This window comes from Arthrobacter parietis (assembly GCF_039530425.1).
GTDB lineage: Bacteria > Actinomycetota > Actinomycetes > Actinomycetales > Micrococcaceae > Arthrobacter_D > Arthrobacter_D parietis.
The window spans coordinates 1,410,052-1,429,928 of record NZ_BAAAON010000001.1; the positions used below are offsets into that span (position 1 = coordinate 1,410,052).

Annotated in this window: 18 protein-coding genes; 8 read left to right on the forward strand and 10 right to left on the reverse strand. The window is 63.8% G+C overall.

Annotation, left to right across the window (positions count from 1 at the left end):
* Positions 1-38: 38 nt before the first annotated feature.
* The 8 genes from ABFX19_RS06725 to ABFX19_RS06760 all read right to left on the reverse strand — a co-directional run bounded on the left by ABFX19_RS06725 (position 39) and on the right by ABFX19_RS06760 (position 10,716).
* On the reverse strand, positions 39-2,237 hold the full coding sequence (locus ABFX19_RS06725; protein ID WP_346027856.1) for a PQQ-dependent sugar dehydrogenase: 2,199 nt from the start codon (positions 2,235-2,237) through the stop codon (positions 39-41).
* 209 nt (positions 2,238-2,446) lie between these two features.
* Entirely contained in the window at positions 2,447-3,868 is a 1,422-nt protein-coding gene (locus ABFX19_RS06730; protein ID WP_346027857.1) for an alkaline phosphatase family protein, read from the reverse strand.
* Positions 3,869-3,927: 59 nt separating this feature from the next.
* Positions 3,928-5,052 (reverse strand): metabolite traffic protein EboE, encoded by a 1,125-nt coding sequence (gene eboE, locus ABFX19_RS06735; RefSeq protein WP_277359035.1) that lies wholly within the window; start codon positions 5,050-5,052, stop codon positions 3,928-3,930.
* On the reverse strand, positions 5,052-5,930 hold the full coding sequence (locus ABFX19_RS06740) for a TatD family hydrolase (protein WP_346027858.1): 879 nt from the start codon (positions 5,928-5,930) through the stop codon (positions 5,052-5,054). The genes eboE and ABFX19_RS06740 overlap by 1 nt, the downstream gene beginning before the upstream one ends.
* Positions 5,931-5,943: 13 nt before the next feature.
* On the reverse strand, positions 5,944-7,431 hold the full coding sequence (locus ABFX19_RS06745; protein WP_346027859.1) for an EboA domain-containing protein: 1,488 nt from the start codon (positions 7,429-7,431) through the stop codon (positions 5,944-5,946).
* A complete protein-coding gene (locus ABFX19_RS06750; RefSeq protein WP_346027860.1) occupies positions 7,428-8,321 on the reverse strand; it encodes an SCO3242 family prenyltransferase in 894 nt (297 codons plus the stop codon). The genes ABFX19_RS06745 and ABFX19_RS06750 overlap by 4 nt, the downstream gene beginning before the upstream one ends.
* The gene (locus ABFX19_RS06755; RefSeq protein ID WP_346027861.1) at positions 8,318-9,568 is read right to left on the reverse strand and encodes an inositol-3-phosphate synthase; all 1,251 of its coding nucleotides are present in this window, start codon (positions 9,566-9,568) and stop codon (positions 8,318-8,320) included. The genes ABFX19_RS06750 and ABFX19_RS06755 overlap by 4 nt, the downstream gene beginning before the upstream one ends.
* A gap of 80 nt (positions 9,569-9,648) precedes the next feature.
* Positions 9,649-10,716: a sugar phosphate isomerase/epimerase family protein gene (locus ABFX19_RS06760; RefSeq protein WP_277357322.1), complete on the reverse strand. Its 1,068-nt coding sequence runs from the start codon at positions 10,714-10,716 to the stop codon at positions 9,649-9,651.
* Positions 10,717-10,956: 240 nt separating this feature from the next.
* Here ABFX19_RS06760 and ABFX19_RS06765 point away from each other — a divergent pair, with 240 nt between their 5' ends.
* The 4 genes from ABFX19_RS06765 (at position 10,957) to ABFX19_RS06780 (ending at position 15,367) form a co-directional block, all read left to right on the forward strand.
* A complete protein-coding gene (locus tag ABFX19_RS06765) occupies positions 10,957-12,165 on the forward strand; it encodes an ROK family transcriptional regulator (RefSeq protein ID WP_346027862.1) in 1,209 nt (402 codons plus the stop codon).
* 557 nt (positions 12,166-12,722) lie between these two features.
* Positions 12,723-13,556, forward strand: coding sequence for a sugar phosphate isomerase/epimerase family protein (locus ABFX19_RS06770; RefSeq protein ID WP_346027863.1), 834 nt, complete (start codon positions 12,723-12,725; stop codon positions 13,554-13,556).
* A gap of 238 nt (positions 13,557-13,794) precedes the next feature.
* Positions 13,795-14,358: an orotate phosphoribosyltransferase gene (pyrE, locus tag ABFX19_RS06775; RefSeq protein ID WP_056545924.1), complete on the forward strand. Its 564-nt coding sequence runs from the start codon at positions 13,795-13,797 to the stop codon at positions 14,356-14,358.
* A 10-nt stretch (positions 14,359-14,368) separates the two neighbouring features.
* A complete protein-coding gene (locus tag ABFX19_RS06780; RefSeq protein WP_346027864.1) occupies positions 14,369-15,367 on the forward strand; it encodes a thioesterase domain-containing protein in 999 nt (332 codons plus the stop codon).
* Positions 15,368-15,489: 122 nt separating this feature from the next.
* Here the strand turns inward: ABFX19_RS06780 and ABFX19_RS06785 are convergent, their stop codons facing one another.
* Positions 15,490-16,269: an HAD-IIA family hydrolase gene (locus ABFX19_RS06785; protein ID WP_157359012.1), complete on the reverse strand. Its 780-nt coding sequence runs from the start codon at positions 16,267-16,269 to the stop codon at positions 15,490-15,492.
* A 69-nt stretch (positions 16,270-16,338) separates the two neighbouring features.
* Here ABFX19_RS06785 and ABFX19_RS06790 point away from each other — a divergent pair, with 69 nt between their 5' ends.
* The gene (locus ABFX19_RS06790) at positions 16,339-16,983 is read left to right on the forward strand and encodes a TrmH family RNA methyltransferase (RefSeq protein ID WP_346027865.1); all 645 of its coding nucleotides are present in this window, start codon (positions 16,339-16,341) and stop codon (positions 16,981-16,983) included.
* Here the strand turns inward: ABFX19_RS06790 and ABFX19_RS06795 are convergent, their stop codons facing one another.
* On the reverse strand, positions 16,984-17,493 hold the full coding sequence (locus ABFX19_RS06795) for a MarR family winged helix-turn-helix transcriptional regulator (RefSeq protein ID WP_346027866.1): 510 nt from the start codon (positions 17,491-17,493) through the stop codon (positions 16,984-16,986). It lies immediately after the preceding gene.
* 168 nt (positions 17,494-17,661) lie between these two features.
* Here ABFX19_RS06795 and sigK point away from each other — a divergent pair, with 168 nt between their 5' ends.
* The 3 genes from sigK to ABFX19_RS06810 all read left to right on the forward strand — a co-directional run bounded on the left by sigK (position 17,662) and on the right by ABFX19_RS06810 (position 19,805).
* Positions 17,662-18,267, forward strand: coding sequence for an ECF RNA polymerase sigma factor SigK (gene sigK / locus ABFX19_RS06800; protein ID WP_346027867.1), 606 nt, complete (start codon positions 17,662-17,664; stop codon positions 18,265-18,267).
* Between the two features lie 96 nt (positions 18,268-18,363).
* Positions 18,364-19,383, forward strand: a complete 1,020-nt coding sequence (fbaA, locus tag ABFX19_RS06805; RefSeq protein ID WP_277357329.1) for a class II fructose-bisphosphate aldolase — start codon at positions 18,364-18,366, stop codon at positions 19,381-19,383.
* A complete protein-coding gene (locus ABFX19_RS06810; RefSeq protein WP_056545938.1) occupies positions 19,383-19,805 on the forward strand; it encodes a DUF3151 domain-containing protein in 423 nt (140 codons plus the stop codon). The genes fbaA and ABFX19_RS06810 overlap by 1 nt, the downstream gene beginning before the upstream one ends.
* The last annotated feature ends 72 nt before the right edge of the window (positions 19,806-19,877 follow it).

Below are 19,877 nucleotides of genomic sequence, written 5' to 3' on the forward strand. Positions count from 1 at the left end.
ATGGCCCTTACAGCGCGATCAGCGTGATTCGTGCGGAATCAGTTGGGGATGATCACCACTTCAGCGGTTCCGGTCAGCGGATCGGAAGCCGAATCGCCGGCGTCAGTGTAGGACGCATTGAATACTGCCGAGAGATCGTCCACTGCGGGATCGTGTCCCTCAGGAACCGTGGTGGTGATGGTTCCGGTGCAGCCGGTGGTGGTGGTCTGCGGGTGTCCGTGGGTGTGGTGGCCCAGGATGTAGGTGACCTGAACCAGTGCGCAATCGACGGGCTGGTCGTCGGTGACGCGGACTTCGTAGGAAACGGTGTCGCCGAACTGGAAGGGCTGGTCCGCAACCGGAGTAATGAATTCGACAACCGGTGCCTGGTTTCCGACTTCAATCGTCACTTCTGCGGAGGAGTGCTTTCCCCGGTGCTTTCCGCCCTGGTCGGTGACCTGAAGGCTTGCGGTGTAGGAGCCGATCTCCTCATAGGTGAACGTGGGGTTCGCCTCTGTTGAGTCCACGGTGCCGTCGGAGTTGAAGTCCCAGGCGTAACGCAGCTTGTCGCCGTCGGCGTCTGCCGTGCCTTCGCTTGAGAACTGGACGGTCAGCGGGGCTGAACCAACGGTGGGAGTACCGGAGGCCACTGCTACCGGGCTGTGGTTGCCGTTCTCGCCGATGTAATCAATGCGGGACAGCTGCGCATCAGGGTTCTCGCCGAAGTAGCCGTCGCCGTACTCGAGTACGTAGAGCGCGCCGTTGGGGCCGAACTCCATGTCGATCGGGTTGTCAGTGACCAGCGAGTCCACCACGTTCTCAATGGAGACGAGCTCACCGTCGGCGGTGGTCATGCCCTTGATGTAGTCGCGGGTCCACTCGTAGAAGAAGGACATTCCGTCGTAGTACTCCGGCCAGGCGACGGGTGCGCGGCCCTTGGTGGCCTTCTTGTCGAAATCATAGGCAGGCCCGGCCATGGGACCGATTCCGCCGGTCTCCAGTTCAGGGAACTCAGCCGAAGCGCCGTACGAGTACCATGCCTGAGGCTGGGATACCGGCGGCAGCTCGCGGAGCCCGGTGTTGTTCGGGGACTCGTTGACCGGAGCATCGCAGTTGAACGTCTCACCGGAGGTGTTGGTGGCGAAATTGTAGTCAACGTACGGCAGCTCGGCGGTGGCGCAGTAGGGCCAGCCGTAGTTGGAAGGCTCGGTCACCGACATCCACTTGCCGGTTCCTGCCGGACCACGAAGCGGATCGGCTGACCGGGCGTCGGGGGAGTAGTCAGCGATGAGCAGTTCACCCGTGTTCTGGTTGAGCTCGATGCGGAACGGGTTGCGCAGGCCCATGACGTAGATCTCGGGGCGGGTCTGTGGAGTTCCCGGTTCGAAGAGGTTGCCCTCGGGGATGGTGTAGCCGCCGCCCTCGGTGGGGGTGATCCGGAGAACCTTGCCGCGCAGGTCATTGGTGTTGGCGGAGGTCCGCTGTGCATCGAATGCCGGGTTGCTGTCCGGGCGTTCGTCAATAGGGGTGTAGCCGCCGGATGCGAAGGGGTTGGTGTCATCGCCGGTGGACAGGTAGAGGTTGCCCTCGGCATCGAAGACGATGTCGCCGCCGACGTGGCAGCAGATGCCGCGGTCAACGGGAACCTCGAGGATTTCCTGTTCGCTGGCCAGATCGATGGTGGAACCGTCGAACTGGAAACGGGACAGGACAAGCGAGCCCTTGAAGGGCGCGAAATCGGCGGCGGTGCCGGTGGTCGGTGCGTCACCCTCGTTGATGCCCTCAGTGGCCGGATCATCTACCGGAGTGTCCCCCGGAGGCGAGTAGTAGAGGTAGACCCAGTTGTTGCCCTTGGTTCCGAAGTTCGGATCGAGCGCGACGCTCTGCAGACCTTCCTCGTCATGCTCGTAGACATCGAGGGTTGCCGCCAGAGTGTTGAGGCCGGATTCGGCATCATTGAGCCACACCTCGCCGCCGCGGGTGGTGTGCAGGACGTCATTGTTGGGGAGGACCGCAAGGTCCACCGGTTCACCCGGCGTGTCATTCAGGGTCACCTTTTCGAAGTTTGCGTCCGGCGGAGCCACCGGCGGTGCTGCGGCGTCCTTGGCCTGAGCCGGTGCAGCGGCGAATGAGGTGGCCAGCAGTGCCACCATTGCCAAACCTGCGCCCGCTCGTGCAGCGCGCTTCATTGAGAATCGTGCGGCATCGGTTCGATGCCCGGAAGCTTGCGCTATCCCGTGTTGATTGACTGTCATCATTCACTTTCTTCTCGCCTTTGAGGACCCGGGCCAGCCGGAGTCAGGTCACCTAGAACGCTAGTAGAAGCGTCTCGGTTCCGCTAGTGGTTTCAATAAACAAAGTTCGCAATTCTTCCGAAACGCAAACAGATTCCGGGCGTGCAAAAGTGACTTGTGTCCCGTGAAACCGGCACCAACGCGCGCCAGAAAATCTTTGTTGTTGGATCCAGCTAAAGTAGGGCTGCGGTCGTTGAGCTTCGCATCCCCTGTGTCTCGAGCACCAGCTGCTTCACCGCAGCCGCCGGCACCTGCCTGCCACCGTTCACGAGGGTTTCGATGGACGCCGGGACCTGGTCGTGGGAAGCGATGATCAGGGGCGTGCCGTTCTTCGAATCGGGTAACCGTCCATGCGTTCCGCGAACGTGCGTCGGGTCCAGCGGCACGGTGTTCATGGCATACCGCAGGCCGAGCTTCTTCTTGGCCAGATTCAGGCCGGCCTTTGCCTTGGCCAGTCTGTCCGCGGGGTTGAAGAAAAGTTCAGCCGGGTCGTATCCGGGCTTTCGGTGGATATCGACCCCGCGCGCGTATTCCGGAGCCCGGTCATCGTCGAGCCAGAAGTAATACGTGAACCATGCGCCGGGTTCGGCAACCACTACCAGCTCACCGGACCGCTCATGGTCGAGCCCGTAACGGGCTTGCGCTTCGCGGTCGAGGACCTCATCGACCCCGTCGGTTGCGCGAAGAATCACAGCCGCGCGCTTAACATCCGCCGGGTCGGAGACGTATACGTGGGCAACCTGGTGGTCTGCAACGGCGAAGGCCCGCGAGGTCCACGGGTCCAACTGCTCCTTCCCGTCCTGCACATACACTTCGAGCAGACCCTCACGCCGAAGCGTCCGGTTGATGTCCACCGGCTTTCGCGCTTCCTCGATGCCGTACTCCGAGACGACAATCACCGCGTAGCCGCGCGCCTCGGCTTCGTCCAGCAACGGGGCGAGGACCCCGTCCAGGTCGGTTGCTGCCTGGGCTGCCTGGAGTGAATCCGGTCCGAACCGTTGAAGATCGTAATCAAGATGCGGCACGTAAGCCATCAGGAGATCCGGCGCCTGGTTCCGCAGGACATGGCGGGTGGAATTCACAATCCACTGCGTCGACTGGATAGCCGCGGTCGGTCCCCAGTACTGGAATAGCGGGAACTCGCCGTAGTGTCCCACCAGCTCATCATGCAGGGCTGGCGGACGCACGTACGCGTCCGGTGATTTCCGTCCGTCCGCATGGTAGATCGGTCGAGGGGTCACAGTAAGATCAGTGGTCATTCCCATGGCGTACCACCAGCAAATATTACCTGCCCGGTACCCGGGATCCTGCTGCCGGGCGGCCTCCCAGATCTTCTCTCCGGAAACCAGCCTGTTGTGCTGGCGCCAAAGGTGCACATCTCCCAGTTCGCGGAAATACCAGCCGTTCCCAACAATGCCGTGCTGCGCCGGAGCCAGTCCGGTCAGCATGGTCGATTGCACGGTGCAGGTCACCGCCGGCAGGACCGTCGTCAGTTCGGACGACCATCCCTGTGACGCGAGTTTGCTCAGGCGGGGCATTGAACGGAGGGACAGGGCAGTCAGCCCCACAACATCCAGCAGCAGTACTGGTTTCACGGTTCTTCCTTGCAGTTGTCTTACCTAAATACGGATGAATGCTCAAGTGCTCCCAGCGATTACGACGCCGGTGCTGCCGCGAGCAGATGGGACTCGGCCCACCCGATCTCGGCGGCGATGCCGTCGACAATTCCCACCTGCCCGCTGGGCAGGACGCTCCAGGTGTAGGTTTCGATGTCCAGGTGCACTTCCCAGCCGTAGTGCCTGCGGGAAACCTCGGCCACGGTGTGCCGCAGCACAGCGGCAGTTGTCTCCAGCGGGGAGGAGGGGATGTGGTGGAGCGGGATGTGGAAATGAACCCGCCAGGGCGCCTTCCCGGGCAGGGTGTCGAGGGCCTCCGTCAGGTCATCGGCAGCCAGGATCCCGTTCTCACCCTGTTCCCGCACCTGGTGAAGGTAGCGCGGTTCGGCGAAGGCCGTGAGTGCGGCCCGTGCGGCGGCGCTGGAGGGGTCGGTTACGTGCAGGGCGGCCGAGGCCTGAATCTTGACCACTCTTAGGCCTGCCGCTTCGATCCGGTTGACGGCGTCAACCGGGTCAGCGAAGGACACAGCGAGGTGACAGGTGTCCACACACAGGCCGATGAACTCGGGATCAATGCCGCGGTCAATCCGCGCTTCCAGCCAGCCGGCAACATCGGCGACCGTATCTAGTACGCAGCCCGGCTCCGGTTCGACGGCGATGCGGACAGTTTTTCCCGTACGCTCCTTCAGCTCCCGCAAGCGGGAACTTAGCTCCACAAAAGCGGCGGTGGCGGCGTCGTCGTCGGCTTGTGTCCAGGGTTCCCGCCAGGCAAGGGGCAGCGTCGAGATCGAGCCGGCTGTGTTTTCCGGCAGGAGCGCAGCCAGGATCTCAGCGCAGTCGAGGGTGTATTCCAGCCGCCTCGGCTCAGCCCAGGTGGGCTTGTAGACGTCGAGTTTGACCACCTCGTTGTGGAAACCGCCGTAGGGAAAGGCGTTGATGGTGTGCAGCTGGAGGCCTTCCACCAACAGGACCTCACGGAGCGCCGCCAGATCATCGGCATTGTGGGCCAGCCGGCGCGCCAGCCCGGCGGGAAGCCAGAGCCCCACGCCGAGAATGTTCAGGCCCGCCTTCCGCCGGATGGGGCCGGAGTACTCGTGAAGCTGCCGGATCAGCCCGTCGAAGTCCTCGGCCGGATGGACGTTCGTGCAGTAGGAGAGGAGCATCAGGCGCGTGCACCCCGCAGGACCGAGTTGCCCTCGAATCCCGCTGTAGCGTTGGGAGGCTCTGCCGCGTGGAAGCCGGGGATCGGGTCGAGGATCAGCTGGCCGCTTTGACCGTAGAACTCGACAGGGTTGCGCCAGAGGACCTGATCGACGTCGTCGGCGGTGAAACCGGCATCAAGCATGGCGTGTGCGGTGCTTGAGGTCTTGAGCGGATCAGACCGGCCCCAGTCGGCAGCGGAGTTGACGAGCACGCGCTCTGTTCCGTAGCGGCTGAGAATTGCGACCATGCGCTGCTCATCCATTTTGGTGTCGGGATAAATGGAGAAGCCCATCCACGCGCCCGCGTCCTTCACTATTTCGACGTTGGTCTCATTGAGGTGGTCCACCACCACCATGCCGGGGGCGATGCCGGATTCGCGGACAACATCAAGGGTCCGGTGGGTGCCGGCCAGCTTCTCCCGATGCGGTGTGTGCACCATGACCGGCAGCGAATATTCGAGGGCAAGCTCCAACTGGCGGCTGAACGCGTGGTCCTCGGCGGGAGTCATGGAGTCGTACCCGATCTCGCCGACGGCGACCACGCCCTCCTTCACGAGGTAACGGGGGATCTCCTCGAGGACGGGAACGCAGCGCGGGTCATTCGCCTCCTTGGGGTTGAGGGCGATCGTGGCGTGATGCCGGATGCCGAACTGCGCGGCACGGAACCGCTCCCAGCCAAGCAGCGAGTCGAAGTAGTCGAGAAAGGAACCGACATTGGTGCGCGGCTGCCCCAACCAGAAAGCCGGCTCAACGAGCGCGCGCACACCGCTGGCGTACAGCGCCTCGTAGTCATTGGTGGTGCGGCTGGTCATATGGATGTGAGGGTCAAAAATGCGCATGGCTGGTTTCCCCTTAGGAAGTGGTCGAATGGCTGGAGGTGGCCAGGAGCAGCGTGACGTCGTCCGGGACCGGCCGCCCAGCGGCTGTCCGTTCGGCGGCGAAGTCGCCTGCCATCCGGGCAAGCTCGTCATCCGCACGTTCCTGCAGGTCCGTGACGGCACGGAGGCTGACCCCCATGAACACCAGCTTCAGCACGGCGTGGCGCCAGCTGTGCTGGTCCAGGTAGGCGGCTGCAAACGGCCCGACGGCGGCGGCAACAAGGCCGCTTTCGTTGGTTCTCAGGGCCTCAGTGGTGAGCCTCAATCCCGCGATTACGACGACGTCGGGAAGCTTCGGTGAGCGCGCGGCCAGCGCTGCCAGTCCGCGAAGCACGCCGCGGCGCTCCGCGGAGTCACCGCCGTCGTAAAGTGCCGACAGCGCAAGCGCCAGCTCTTCGCGCGGAAGCAGTTCACCGAGTCGGCCGAGCAGCAGGCCACGGGCGGAGTCGCTGGTGGTACCGAAGAGTACGCCGGTGGGGTCGGCATCCGGGTACAGGGGCGTGCGGCCCAGCCGGCGCCCGGCCTGGGCGAAGACGGTGGTGAGGGTGGAGGGATCGGCGGTGACCGCCGTCGTGCTCTCCTGAAGCCAGCGCTCAGATTCCCTGCTGCGTACTGATTCCGCCCAGGCGTCGCCGAGCGCCGCGATGCTGCGGGCGGCGAGTCCCGGGGCGTCGTAGGAGTGCCGCGGCAGTTCGACGGCGGCCACACCGCGGTAGTTCAACTCGGCCAGGGTGCCGAGCGCGAGGGGCAAATCCACGGTTCCTTCGCCGAACGGCAGATGCTCGTGGGCGTGCGGGCGCATGTCATCCAGCTGGACGTTCGCCAGCAGCGGCCCGGCCTCAAGAAGTGCCCCGCGTATGCCGTCCGGTTCGACCACTACACAGTGCCCGATGTCCACGGTGATCCGCAGGTTGTCCGGGTTGTCGAGCTCTGCCCGGAGGCGCAGGGCGTCCGACACCGTCTCCACCAGCATGCCCGGCTCAGGCTCCACGGCCAGCAGCACGCCTTTGTCGCGGGCATACTCAACGACGCCCGCCACACGTTCGGTGAGCCGCTGCCACCCCGTTTCCGGGGACGTTCCCTCCGGGAGGACCCCGGAGAAGAAGGAGACACACTCTGCCTCCAGCGCTGCCGCGATGTCGACGGCGCGGCGCAGGAAGGCAACGCGGCTTTCGGCCTCCTCATCCACCAGGGCGGGACGGTGCTTGTGGCGCGGATCGAGCAGGAAGCGGGTACCCGTTTCGATGACCACGCGAAGCTTCAGCTCACCGAGCGTCTTCCGCAGGGCCTGCAGTTGTTCAGCCAGGTCCTCGGCGAACGGGTCCAGGTGTGGATGCCCCAGGGTCAGAGCCACTGCTCCATAGCCCTGCTCGGCGAGGAGATCCAGGGCCACTGAAAGGGGGTGGTCGGTGAATCCGTTGGTGCCGTATCCCAGGCTGAAGGGCAATGGTGATGCCGTCATGACTCGCTCAACTTCCTGTTCCACGAACGTGTGCGCATGAGCTTCCCGAACAGGTCCACCGACGCAAGCACGCCTGCGGCGGCCAGGTTTCCGTGGCGAACCGTGAGCGCTGCCTGCAGCGGCACCATTGCGCGAATGCCCGCCTTAGTGGCGTCGAGTGCATTTGTTGCCACCGGGTTGCGGGCAGCGCGCACCTGCGCCGGGGCGCACCGGCCGGCGTAGGCAGCTGTAGCGGCAAGCAGGGCAAGGATTTGGTTGCGGGACTCTTTGCCACCGGATTGCAGAGTGCCGCCCACTACTGCACTGGCAAGCAGGGCGGTGCCGGCAGCGACGCCGGAAGCCGTCGTCGGCGTTGTTCCGTGGACTTCCCCGCGGGAGAGGACGGTGACTCCGGCCGTGTGGCCGCCCATGATGACCGCCGCACTCAGGGCGGGGCGCAGGTGCCCGAAACCGGCACCCATGAGGACGTCAAGGGCACGGCAGGCGCCCATGGTGAGCGCGCCGGGGACGGCATGATTCTTGGCGATCAGGTCATAAGTCCAGATGGAGGCTGCGAGCGGAACTCCCACCGCCAGCGCCGGCCTGCCTCCGCCGGCCGCACTGAGGCCCAGCCCGGCGACGGTCAAACCCGCGGCGGCAGCAAGAGCGCTGCGTGCGCTGATCCTCCCGGACGGAATGGGGCGCTCGGGGCGCTCGCGGGCATCGATTGTGCGGTCGGCGTAGTCGTTGAGTGCCATGCCGCCGGCGTAAAGGCACGCGCTCGCCAAAGGGAGAGCCACCCGGCGGCCGCCTAGTGCATGCCCGGCTGCAGATCCGCCCGCGAGAGTGTCGCCAAGTACCGTCAGCACGGCCGGCGCGCGCACGAGCTCAAGGTAGTCGTTGACGCTCACGGCTGCTCTGAGCTCCCGCCGCCGGCCGCCAACCGGGCACTTGCCGTCTCCGCCCACTCCACGAGGTTGCGGGTCTGGTTGGCGAACGAGTGCTCGTCGCTGCCCCAGGGATCCTTGAAGAAAAACCCCAGTGCCTCGACATGGCCTTCCTCTCCCGCAGCGTGGGCGAGGGCCATCAGCCGGGCGAGGTCGAGCACCATGGGAGCGGCGAGCATGGAGTCGTAGGCGCTCCAGGTGGTTTGCAGGGTCAGGCGCGATCCGAGGAAACCCTCAACGTTGATGTGGTCCCAGGCCACCTTCGTTTCACCGAGATCCTGGACATTGTCAATGTGAAGCGGAGTGACCGCACCCCCCGTCAGCTCCTGCAGGCCGCGGTTCTTGGACTGAAGCTTGCCTGAGACGGCCTGCGGATCGGCGAGGGTTGCGCCGTCCCCACCGCCGAGCAGGTTGGTGCCGGCCCAGGACAGGACACGGAGCCCGCGAGCTGCGAAAGCGGGTGCGAGGACTGACCGCAGCCAGGTCTGGCCGGTCTTGCCGTCCTGGCCGGCGGACGGCACCTGATGCCGGGCGGCGAGCTCACGCAGCGCTGGGATGGTGAGAGCCGTGGAGGGTGTGAAACACACATAGGGGGAACCGGCCAGGATAGCTGCGTAGGCGCCCACCGAGCTCGGCGGCAACACGCGGCGGGCCGGATCCTTCAGGGCGGCGAGAAGCAGGTCTACGTTGTAGAACTCGGCGATCGGTTCAACGGGTGCCTCGGTGGAAGCGACATCAAGAACGACGACGCGGTCAAGGTTATTGGCCTGCTTGAAGTCGGTGATGTCCTGCGCGAGCCGCTGGGCCACCTTTTCCTGTGACTCGGACTTCTGTGCGGGGTCGTAACCCGGCCGCACGCGCTGGTCCGCCTCACCGAGCTGTGAGCGGACGGATTCGAGCAGGTGAGACGGCAGCATTCCCGAATCAACGAGTGCCTCGGCACGCTTGGTCATGCAGACGCCGCTGATGTCGTGTCCGCCCACCACGAGGTCGGTGAAGTCGGGAAGCAGAGCCGCATTGAAGGAGTGCTGGTCCGTGACGCAGCCCGTGGCGGGGGCAAGGCCCGAAGAGATGGCAGCGAGTCCCACCGTGGCAGTGGTGGCCACGGATCCGCGCGCACCGATGAGCCAGATGCCGGTCCTGCCATAGGCATGAGCGGTTGATTCTGACCTTTCGGCCTGGCTCTGAGTTCCTTCGGCTGATGTACCCAATTCGGTGTTCCTTTCGAAAGTTCGGCAGCGCTGAGGCCCTCCGGGCGGACCTGTTCAGGACCACCCGGAGAGCTTGCGCGTCAGTAGGAGTAGCAGGTGAGGAAGTTGAAGCTGTCCTCGGCGAACTCCGCCGTCGCCGGGGCGCCGTCGCGTTCAATGACGTAGTACTTCACATGGCCCTGCGCGGCGTCGAGAATGGGCGCCCAGTCAATGTCCCCTTCTCCGACGTCGGTCAGCAGGGGAAAGCTCTCGAAACCGAGGGTGTCGGCCGGCAGGGCGCCATCCTTGATGTGCAGCAGTTCAATCCGGTCACCGTGGCGCTCAAGCAGGTCGACGACGTCGACTCCCGCGTCAGATGCCCAGTACACGTCCAGCTGGAAGGCCACGTAACGCGGGTCGGTGTTCGCCAGGAGCACTTCATAGGCGGTTGTCTGCTCGCCGGTCTCCGGGTTGGTAACCAGCGTGGTGAACTCCCACCAGTGGTTATGCCCGAAGTGCTTGCCGGTGCCGGCCTCGACGGAGAGCTGGCCGAGATGGTTCATTGCCTCGGCGGTGGCCAGCACGTCTGCGTAGGTGCTGCTTCCATCCCTGTTGATACCGGGTGCGGCCCAGCCGCCGGATCCCGTGTACTTCTGGCCGATGGTCTTGGCGTACGCAAGGGTCTGGTCGAAGGTCGCTTCAGCTGTGCTTCCGTGCGCCGACGGAGCCTTGAGCTTGTATTCCTTGAGCAGTGCACGGAACTCCTCCGCGCTTCGTCCTTCATAGGAACCGCCGAACGGCTCCACGTTCTTGTAGCCGATCTCAGCCAGCTCGGCGAGGACGGCCTCGGTACCGATCTCCCCCTGCCAGCCCGCGTAACTGTAGAGCTGGAACGAAATCTTGCTGGCCGGAATGCTCTTGCCTGCGCAGTCGGCTGCCGGGTTTGCATTGCTGGACGCGGGAGCCGCAGCAGCGGGCCCGGTCAATAGAGCGGTCGCCGCGATGGCAAGTGAAGCGGCGCCTGCCAGCCTGCGAATAGCCCCCCGGTGTGAGCGGGTGCTGCCGGTACGGGTGTCCTTGATCAAAGCTTCCTCCTTGAAGTGATGCTGCGTCGTAGCTGTGCCGGAGGTTCTCTCCTGCTGGGAGACCTGTGGAGAGACGCCGGTCACAAAGAACCTAACACGACTAATGACGATGACCAACGGATGTAGTGGTTCCTTCGATATATTCGCGCAACTCAACGTGACCAATAAGGCGAAATTGCGGGCAGTAACGCGGATTGCGTGGCATTCGATCATTTCGACGGCGGTGGAAGCGGTTGAAGCGCATGCACGCGCCCTTTCTTCCGGGTGCCCACCGAGCCCGCTTCCAGCCCTCTGTTTCGTCGAAAGGTGTGCTGTAATTAGTCGATGAGTGACATAAGCAGCTTCAATGGCCTTGGTTCATCCGGCGCGAGCGAGTTGTTCCAGATCCTGCGCGATGGCCGTCCGCGTACGCGGACCGAGCTCGCCGAGCAAATGGGCCTTGCCCGTTCCACCATCACGCTGCGCATTGAGGCGCTCATGGAACTCGGTCTTGTTGGTTTCGTGGATGATGCGGTTTCGACCGGCGGGCGTCCCTCCTCGCGTATCGCGTTGAAGGCCGGCAGCAAGGTAGTACTCGGTGTGGACATTGGCGCTTCGCATCTGCACGTCGCGGTTACGGACCTGACGGGCCACCGCCTGCATGAAGCTTCGCGGGCCATCGAAGTCACGCAGGGCCCCGATGTTGTGTTGCAGGCAGTTGTGGAGTTGGGCACCGAGTTGCTCGAGCAATCAGGGCGGGGCGTCAAAGACCTGCTGGCCATCGGCATCGGCGTGCCCGGCCCGGTGGAGCACCGGACCGGCAGGCCGATCAACCCGCCGATCATGCCCGGCTGGAACGGTTTCGACGTGCCGGGCCACCTGCAGGCCCACTTCCACGTGCCGGTCCTCGTAGACAACGATGTGAACATCATGGCGCTCGGTGAGCGCAACGTCGCCTGGCCCACAGTAGACAACCTCATCTTCGTCAAGGTCGCCACCGGCATCGGCTCGGGCATCGTCTCCAGCGGTATGCTGCAGCGCGGTGCAGACGGCGTCGCCGGGGACATCGGCCATATCCGCGTGCACAACGGCGGTGGCGTGCCCTGCCACTGCGGGAACAAGGACTGCCTGGAAGCAGTGGCATCCGGGCCGGCCGTCGCGTCGAAATTGCGCGCCCTCGGACTGGAAGCCGCTACCAGCGAGGATGTGGTTCGGCTGGTTGGCGCGGGAACCACCGAAGCCGTGCATGCCGTGCGCCAGGCCGGCAGGGATGTAGGTGAGGTGCTCTCTGCCTGTGTCAGCCTCATCAATCCGTCCGTCATTGTCATCGGTGGCTCGATGGCACTCACTGGCGAGCACTTCATCGCGGGCATCCGCGAAGTGGTCTACTCCCGAACTATCCCCCTGGCTACCCAGCACCTGCAGATTGTGCAGTCAAGTTCCGGACTCGATGCCGGCGTGCTCGGCGCCAGCATGCTGGCCATCCACCATGCCATGTCCCCACAGCGCATCGATGCCATGGTCCTGGGCCTGTCTGACTCGATGGCGGGCTAGCCGCCGACTTCTTCTGACACCCTTCCGACTTTTGCTTGACAGACAACAAAACCCCGAATTAGGGTCAGACCACAAGCCCGAACGACGGCGGCACTGACCTTCCCGGTAAGCGTCGCCGCCGGCTGGCCAGGCGGGAGGGTCAACACCTTCCTGCCCGGATTTCAGGTGCAATTGCTCTTGAAATCGGGGAAGTTGTGGTTGTGAAAGCTCGGATTACATCAGCACCATGACTTCCTGCCACTATCGCGTCTGGCACCGATTGACGGCAACGGTGGTGTGTTGAGCGCACGGCGAGGACGCTGTGGGTGAGGCAACCAACCGTGGGTAGCGCTGCTGCCCGGCTGCTTCGGTTCCTGCCGTGAGCCCCGTAACCAATTGCTGCACCGCAGCTTCACATGCTTCCGCACCAAGGTCGGCGGCGGAACGCATCCAGTGCCAGGAAAGGCAAACATATGTGCTTTGGATTCAATGCCCCAGGCGCCCTTCGTCGTTCATTGGAAGAGAAGGGGGTTGACCGGCGCAGCTTCCTGAGGGGAGCCGCAGCGGTAGGTGTAGGAATGGGTCTGGCCGGCGTTGGCGGGACTGCTGCCATCGCCGCTCCCGGTGGCAGGAAGGGCCGGCCGGTGCCTCCCGGACTCATCAGCATCCAGCTGTACACGCTGCGCGACATCATGCGCGGCGAGGGAGTGGATGCAACTCTGGCGAGCCTTGCTGACTTCGGCTACACCAAGGTTGAGCTTGCCGGCCTCTACGGACGCACCGCTGAATCGATGCGCTCAACCCTTGATTCGCTTGGCATCACCCCATCGTCGAGCCACGACGGCATCAGTTCCTCGCCGGCCGCACTGGAGGCGAAGATCGCGAACGCCGTCACCCTCGGCCAGACGCACATCAACGTGCCGTATCTGGCTTCAACCTCCGGGGATGACTGGCGCCGCTGGGCGGACCAGATGAACGTGGAGGCCGCAGCCGCCCGCGCAGCGGGGCTCAAGTACGGTTACCACAATCACGCGCACGAGTTCACAACCGACGTCGGCGGCGGAGAGACCCCATGGGACATCTTCACCAGCCGCCTTGATCCCAAACTGGTCCACCTGGAGGTAGACCTGTACTGGGCTGTCACCGGCGGTGTTGGCGTGGGCGCGAAAGATCCCGTTCAGTTCGCCATCGACACCATTCAGCAGGCGCCGCAAAAGGTTCTGCAGTATCACGTGAAGGATCGGGATACTGCGGGCGGATTCGCCGACCTCGGAACCGGAACCATCGACTTCGCGCGTATCTTCCGAGCCCACACACCGAAGGAATACATCGTCGAGAACGACCAGCCGGACGTCACGCCCCTGCAGACCGCAGAGGTGGGCTACGACTACCTGCGTGCGCTCCGCTTCTAGCGGGAACTGCTCCAGTAGAGCCGTAGAGCGAACCGACGCTCCCAGTCGAGCCGTCCGGTGAAAGCCGGGTAGATGTCTCCCACAGAGGCACCTGCCCGGCTTTCGTCGTCGTCGGGGCTTGGGAAAGCCCATGTACAGCCGAATGGCAGGTTTCACCCGGCAAACGCCCACGCAATCGTCACCGGAATGATGCGCTGAGCTGAAATGTGCAACCGTCGCCCCGTCTAAACTGATTCCCATGACCGATATCCCCACCGCCCGTGACCGACTCCGCGATCTCATTTTGGAACTGGCGGTGGTGCGGGGGAAGGTCACACTTTCCAGCGGCAAGGAGGCGGACTACTACATCGACCTCCGCCGGGTGACGCTGCATCATGAAGCGTCGGCGCTGGTGGGAGAGGTCATGCTGGGCCTGCTCGACGACGCCGGCATCACCTTCCAGAGCGCGGGCGGCCTGACAATGGGGGCGGACCCGGTGGGAACAGCGCTGATGCACGCCGCCACCCGGGACGGACGCGCTATTGACGCCTTCGTGGTGCGCAAGGCGCAGAAGACATACGGAATGGGCCGCCAGGTCGAGGGCCCGGATGTAGCAGGTCGCGACGTCGTCGTTCTTGAGGACACCTCCACTACCGGCGGATCCGCGCTCACCGCAGTGGAGGGCGTGCGGAAGGCCGGCGGGAATGTAGTGGCAGTCGCGGTCATCGTGGACCGCGATACCGGTTCGAAGGAGCGGATCGAATCCGAAGCGGGCGTGCCCTACCTCTTCGCGTTCAGCAAGGACGAACTCGGTCTGGAGTAATGGCCAACCCATGACCAACGATCCGGAGCGGCTCCTCACCTATGCGCATGGCCTGAAAGGCATGTCGCGCCGGCGCTTCCTTACCGGCTCCGCTCTTGGGCTGGCCCTGGCCACGGACCTGTTCGTTACGCGCCAGATCCAGGAAGCCCGCGAAGAATTCACCATTATCCCTGTGGAGGATGAGTACGCAGACGCCACCTTCCCCAACGCTCGCTGGATCCTGTTCCCGGGATACAAGACGAGCTGGGAAGAAGGTGTCTGGATCATGAACTCGCTCCGGCCGGTGCTCAGCCGGCGGGCACGGTTGGCCGTCATGGGCTACTCCAACCGGGGCCTGGATATCTCCACCATCGTCGGCTCCCTGCGGCGCTACATCCGCACCCAGCAGATTGACACCCTGTATTTCTACGGACACAGCTTCGGGGGAATGGTGGCTGTGGAGGTTGCTTCCCGGCTTCGTGAGGTGGGTATCGACGTCCGGTTCATCCTGCTGGATTCGAGCCCGCATGACCGGTTTGACGTGATCGACCAGGCAATGTTCGATGGCGTTGTCTACCTTTACGAGGCCGGTTACCGTGTTCCCACCGTTCTTCGCGGCAGTTACGAGCTGGCTGAGCGCATTGTGCACAAGAACGAGCGCACCTGGTCGCAGATCGTCGATCAGACCCTTGAGCAGCTCTCACCGTTGGCTCCGTCCAGTGTGCTGATCCAGTCCCAGGCGTCGTACATCTTTCATTACAACGTTGCCCGGTTCAGTCTGGGCAGCAGCACCGAACTGGCGTTCATCGGCAACCCGAATGACGGCACGGTGGATTACGCGACGGCGCGTCCCGGCTGGGCGGCGGCCTTCCCGGACAGCATGGTTTCAGCGGACCTCATTACCGAGGGTGCTCTCCCGCCCCACGCCAGCCCCCAGTGGAACCCGCTGATTTACCAGGCTGTGGTGCGCGAACTGCAGCAGGAATTCCTTCCGATTCCCACCGGTGGAGCAGTGAAGAGCATCTCCTAGTTTCGTGCAGAACCGGCGCCAACCTGCCTATAGTCGCTTCAGAACGGTGGCAGACCTCGCACTTGCGCGGAATGCAGCCCAGAGCTAGGCGGCGATGTCCCGCAGGTTGAGGATGCCGGGCATCAGACCTGCTCGATGAGGTCCTGCACGGAGTCCACGATCTGCGCCGGCCGGAACGGGTAGGCATCGACGTCTTCCCGCTTGGTGATGCCGGTAAGCACCAGGACAGTATGGAGACCGGCCTCCATGCCCGCGATGATGTCCGTGTCCATGCGGTCACCCACCATGGCGGTGGTCTCCGAATGCGCGTCGATCTGGTTCATTGCCGAGCGGAACATCATCGGGTTCGGCTTGCCCACGATGTACGGCTCGCGGTTGGTTGCCGCTGTGATGAGCGCCGCTATTGCCCCGGTGGCGGGAAGCGGGCCCTCCTTGGAGGGGCCGGTGGTGTCCGGGTTGGTGGCAATGAACCGGGCGCCGTCCAGGATCAGGCGAATGGCCTTTGTGATCGCTTCGAACGAGTAGGTTCGCGTTTCGCCGAGCACCACATAGTCCGGATTCTGGTCGGTGAGGACAAAGCCGGCCTCGTGCAGCGCCGTCGTCAGTCCGGCTTCACCAATCACATAAGCTCGGCCGCCGGGCAGCTGATCGCGCAGGAACTGCGCTGTGGCGAGCGCCGAAGTCCACAGATTCTCCTCCGGAACCTCGAGTCCGGAGGCCTTCAGCCGTGCAGCCAGGTCACGCGGGGTGTAGATCGAGTTGTTCGTCAGAACGAGGAAGCGGCGGGAGGTTGCCACCCACCGGTCAATTAGCTCCGCAGCTCCCGGGATGGCCTGATTCTCGTGGACCAGGACGCCATCCATATCAGTCAGCCAGCACTCGATGTGTTCGTTTTCGCGCATTTGCTTCTTCCGTGACGACGTTGGAGGGGACATAAACCCGGCATCAGTCTTTCACTCTAGTCTTGGGGGGTGGAAGAAACTGTGGAAAACGCTCCGGCAACCGTGGGTGTGGGTCCCTGGGAGGGCGTGTGGCCCTCTGGTCCGCACTGGGACCCGGATTTGCTGGCACACGGGGATACCCGGAACGTAGTTGATGAATACCGCTACTGGCAGCATGACGCCATCGTTGCCGACCTCGATTCCAAGCGCCATAACTTCCACGTGGCCATCGAGAACTGGCAGCATGACCTGAATATCGGCTCAGTGGTCCGCACGGCCAACGCTTTCCTGGCGCGTGAAGTGCACATCATCGGACGACGACGGTGGAACCGCCGCGGAGCCATGGTCACCGACCGCTACCAGCACGTTCGGCACCATCCCACGGTTGAGGAGTTTGTCGAGTGGGCGCAGGCAGCCGGGCTACGTGTGATCGGTATCGATAATTTCCCCGATTCCGTGCCGTTGGAAACGTATGAATTGCCGCGCGATTGCGTGCTCGTGTTCGGGCAGGAGGGCCCGGGCCTCACTCCGGAAGTCCATGCCGCCGCCGATGCCACGCTGTCCATCGCCCAGTTCGGTTCCACCCGTTCGATCAACGCATCAGCAGCAGCGGCCATCGCCATGCACGGCTGGGTGCGGCGCCACGTGTTTGGGCAACACACCATTCCGCAGTAGTCAGCCCTGCTGGTCCGCGTCGATCCCGTCCACGGCCTCGCGCAACCGGACAAGGAAGTCAACGACGACGGCCGCATCCCCCGGTGGGAGCGTCTGAGCGACATCCATCATCCGCTGGTGTGTATTGCTCATGGTCCGCCGGGCGTCGCAATCCGGCTCTGCGCTCGCCTCCAGGACCAGTGCCCGGCGGTCGCTGGGGTGCGGTTTGCGCCGCACGTGCCCTGTCCGGGCCAGCCTGTCGATGAGGCTCGTGGTGGAGGCAGAGGAGATCCCCAGCCGAACAGCGAGTTCCTTGGGGCTGACTTCGCGATGATCATGCTGCGCCTCAAGCAGGTAGCGCAGCGCAAGGAAGTCGGTTTCGCCCATGCCGGTGGAGGAGCGAGTGCGTCGGCGCATGGCTGTTTCGGAGGCACGGTAGTCCCGTAAGGCGTTGAGCACGGAGATACCCGGATCCAACCGGTCAGTCAAGGTTCCCCCCGTGACGGGAACAGCCTGCGGAAGAGTGCTCATGTCTGTCAGCCTAGCATTTTGTTAGCGAGCCTTGCAGGACGCTTACCATGTAGCTAGTTTTCCTAGGGAAATGGGTGTAGAACTGCTAGGAGGCTAACTATCAGAAGGAACAACCGCGATGACGATGAGAATTAACAGACCGCCCCGGATCTCACGTCAGGTTGTCTCATGTCGGTGACCGTTGCGGAGAGACTTCCTTCGCTGAGTGAGATGCCGGAGCCGGACCTCGCCTCTCTCCTCATGCAGGTGGGGTTGGGTGACGAACGTGCATTCACCGCCCTTTACCGGGCCACGAGCGCGCGGATCTTCGGGCTGGTGCGGAGGATCGTCGTAGACCCCACGATGTCGGAGGAAGTGACCCAGGAGGTTTTCCTTCAGGTATGGAACAAGGCGCCGGAATTCTCACCGGCACTCGGATCGCCCATCGCGTGGCTCATGACACTCGCGCATCGTCGTGCAGTGGACAGGATCCGGTCGGAGCAGGCTCATCGGAACAGGTTCAACCGGTGGTCCACTGGCGAGGTGCTGACGCCTTTTGACTGCGTCATGGAATCGGTTCTGGCGCAGGACGAGTCCCAGGCGGTGAAGGCTGCCTTCGGTGTGCTGACCGAGAAGCAGAGGCAGGCAATCGAGATGGCGTACTACAAGGGGCTCACCTACGCGCAGGTGGCGGAAGTGTTGGGAACCCCTCTCGGCACGGTGAAGGCCCGGATCCGCGACGGCCTTGCACGGCTCAAGGATGCACTCGAACCCAATTCATCACTCGCGCCGTAAGGTTTCCGCGCAATTAGCGCCCTCGTTAGGATGGGACAGAAGCGAGGCTTCACCTGCGTGAGCCTTGAGTGCCCGAAACCCATACGAGGAGTTGCCATGCCCATCGCCACACCGGACAGTTACGCCGAGATGATCGACCGCGCCAAGGCCGGCGGCTTCGCCTACCCGGCGGTGAACGTAACGTCCTCCCAGACGTTGAATGCGGCCATTCGGGGTTTCGCCGAAGCGGGCTCTGACGGCATCATCCAGGTTTCCACGGGCGGTGCAGCCTACTGGTCCGGCGCCTCCGTCAAGAACATGGTTGCCGGATCCCTCGGCTTTGCAGCCTTTGCGCGCGAGGTCGCCAAGAGCTACGACGTCAACATTGCGCTGCACACGGACCACTGCCCGAAGGACAAGCTTGACGACTTCGTGCTGCCGCTGCTGGCCGCATCGGAGGAAGCAGTCAAGCGCGGTGAAGACCCGCTTTTCCAGTCCCATATGTGGGACGGTTCGGCCGAGACGCTCGAGGAAAACCTGCGGATCGCCAAGGAAATCCTGCCCCGCGCCGCTGCGGCGAAGATCATTCTCGAGGTTGAAATCGGCACCGTTGGCGGTGAGGAAGACGGAGTCGAAAACGCGATCAATGACAAGCTCTACACCACGGTGGAAGACGCAATGGCAACCATTGACGCCCTCGGAGCCGGCGAGCACGGCCGTTACATCACTGCGCTGACCTTCGGAAACGTACACGGAGTCTACAAGCCGGGCGGCGTGAAGCTGCGCCCCGAAATCCTGAAGGACATTCAGGAGCAGGTGGGTCAGAAGATCGGAAAGGACAAGCCCTTCGACCTCGTGTTCCACGGTGGTTCCGGCTCCTCGGACCAGGAAATCGCTGACGCCGTTTCCTACGGCGTGATCAAGATGAACATCGACACGGATACGCAGTACGCCTTCACCCGCCCGGTGGCGGACCACATGCTCAAGAACTACGACGGCGTCCTGAAGGTCGACGGCGAGGTGGGCAACAAGAAGACCTATGATCCGCGCGTCTGGGGTGCGTCCGCAGAAGCCGGCCTGGCAGCCCGTGTTGTCGAGGCCGCCAAGTCGCTTGGATCAGCGGGCAAGAAGCTCTGATGTCGGACGAGTTCCGCAAGAACCTCCTGGGCCCGGAGCCTACGCTCCTTCCCGAGGAACCGGATGTTGTGTCCCGGCTGGCGGCAGGGGACGAGGCTGTCGATCTGGCAGCCAAGCACCCGACGTCGTCGTTATTGTGGGCCATCCTCGCCGACGAGGCGTATGGCGACGGACGCACCATCGAGTCCTACGCCTACGCACGCACCGGCTACCACCGCGGGCTGGATGCGCTCCGCCGGAACGGGTGGCGGGGAGCGGGTCCGGTGCCGTACTCGCATGAGCCGAACCGCGGCTTCCTGCGCGCGCTGAACGCGCTCGGCCGTGCGGCGGCCTCGATCGGTGAGATCGATGAGGCGGAGCGCATTGCGAAGTTCCTGCGCGAATCGGACCCGGAGGCAAGCGAGAAGCTTTCCGGTTCCTAGCCGGCGCACCTTGAACAGGAACTTTTGCGCAGGTCTGGTGAGCTGACGACGTCGGCAAGTCGCCGGACCTGC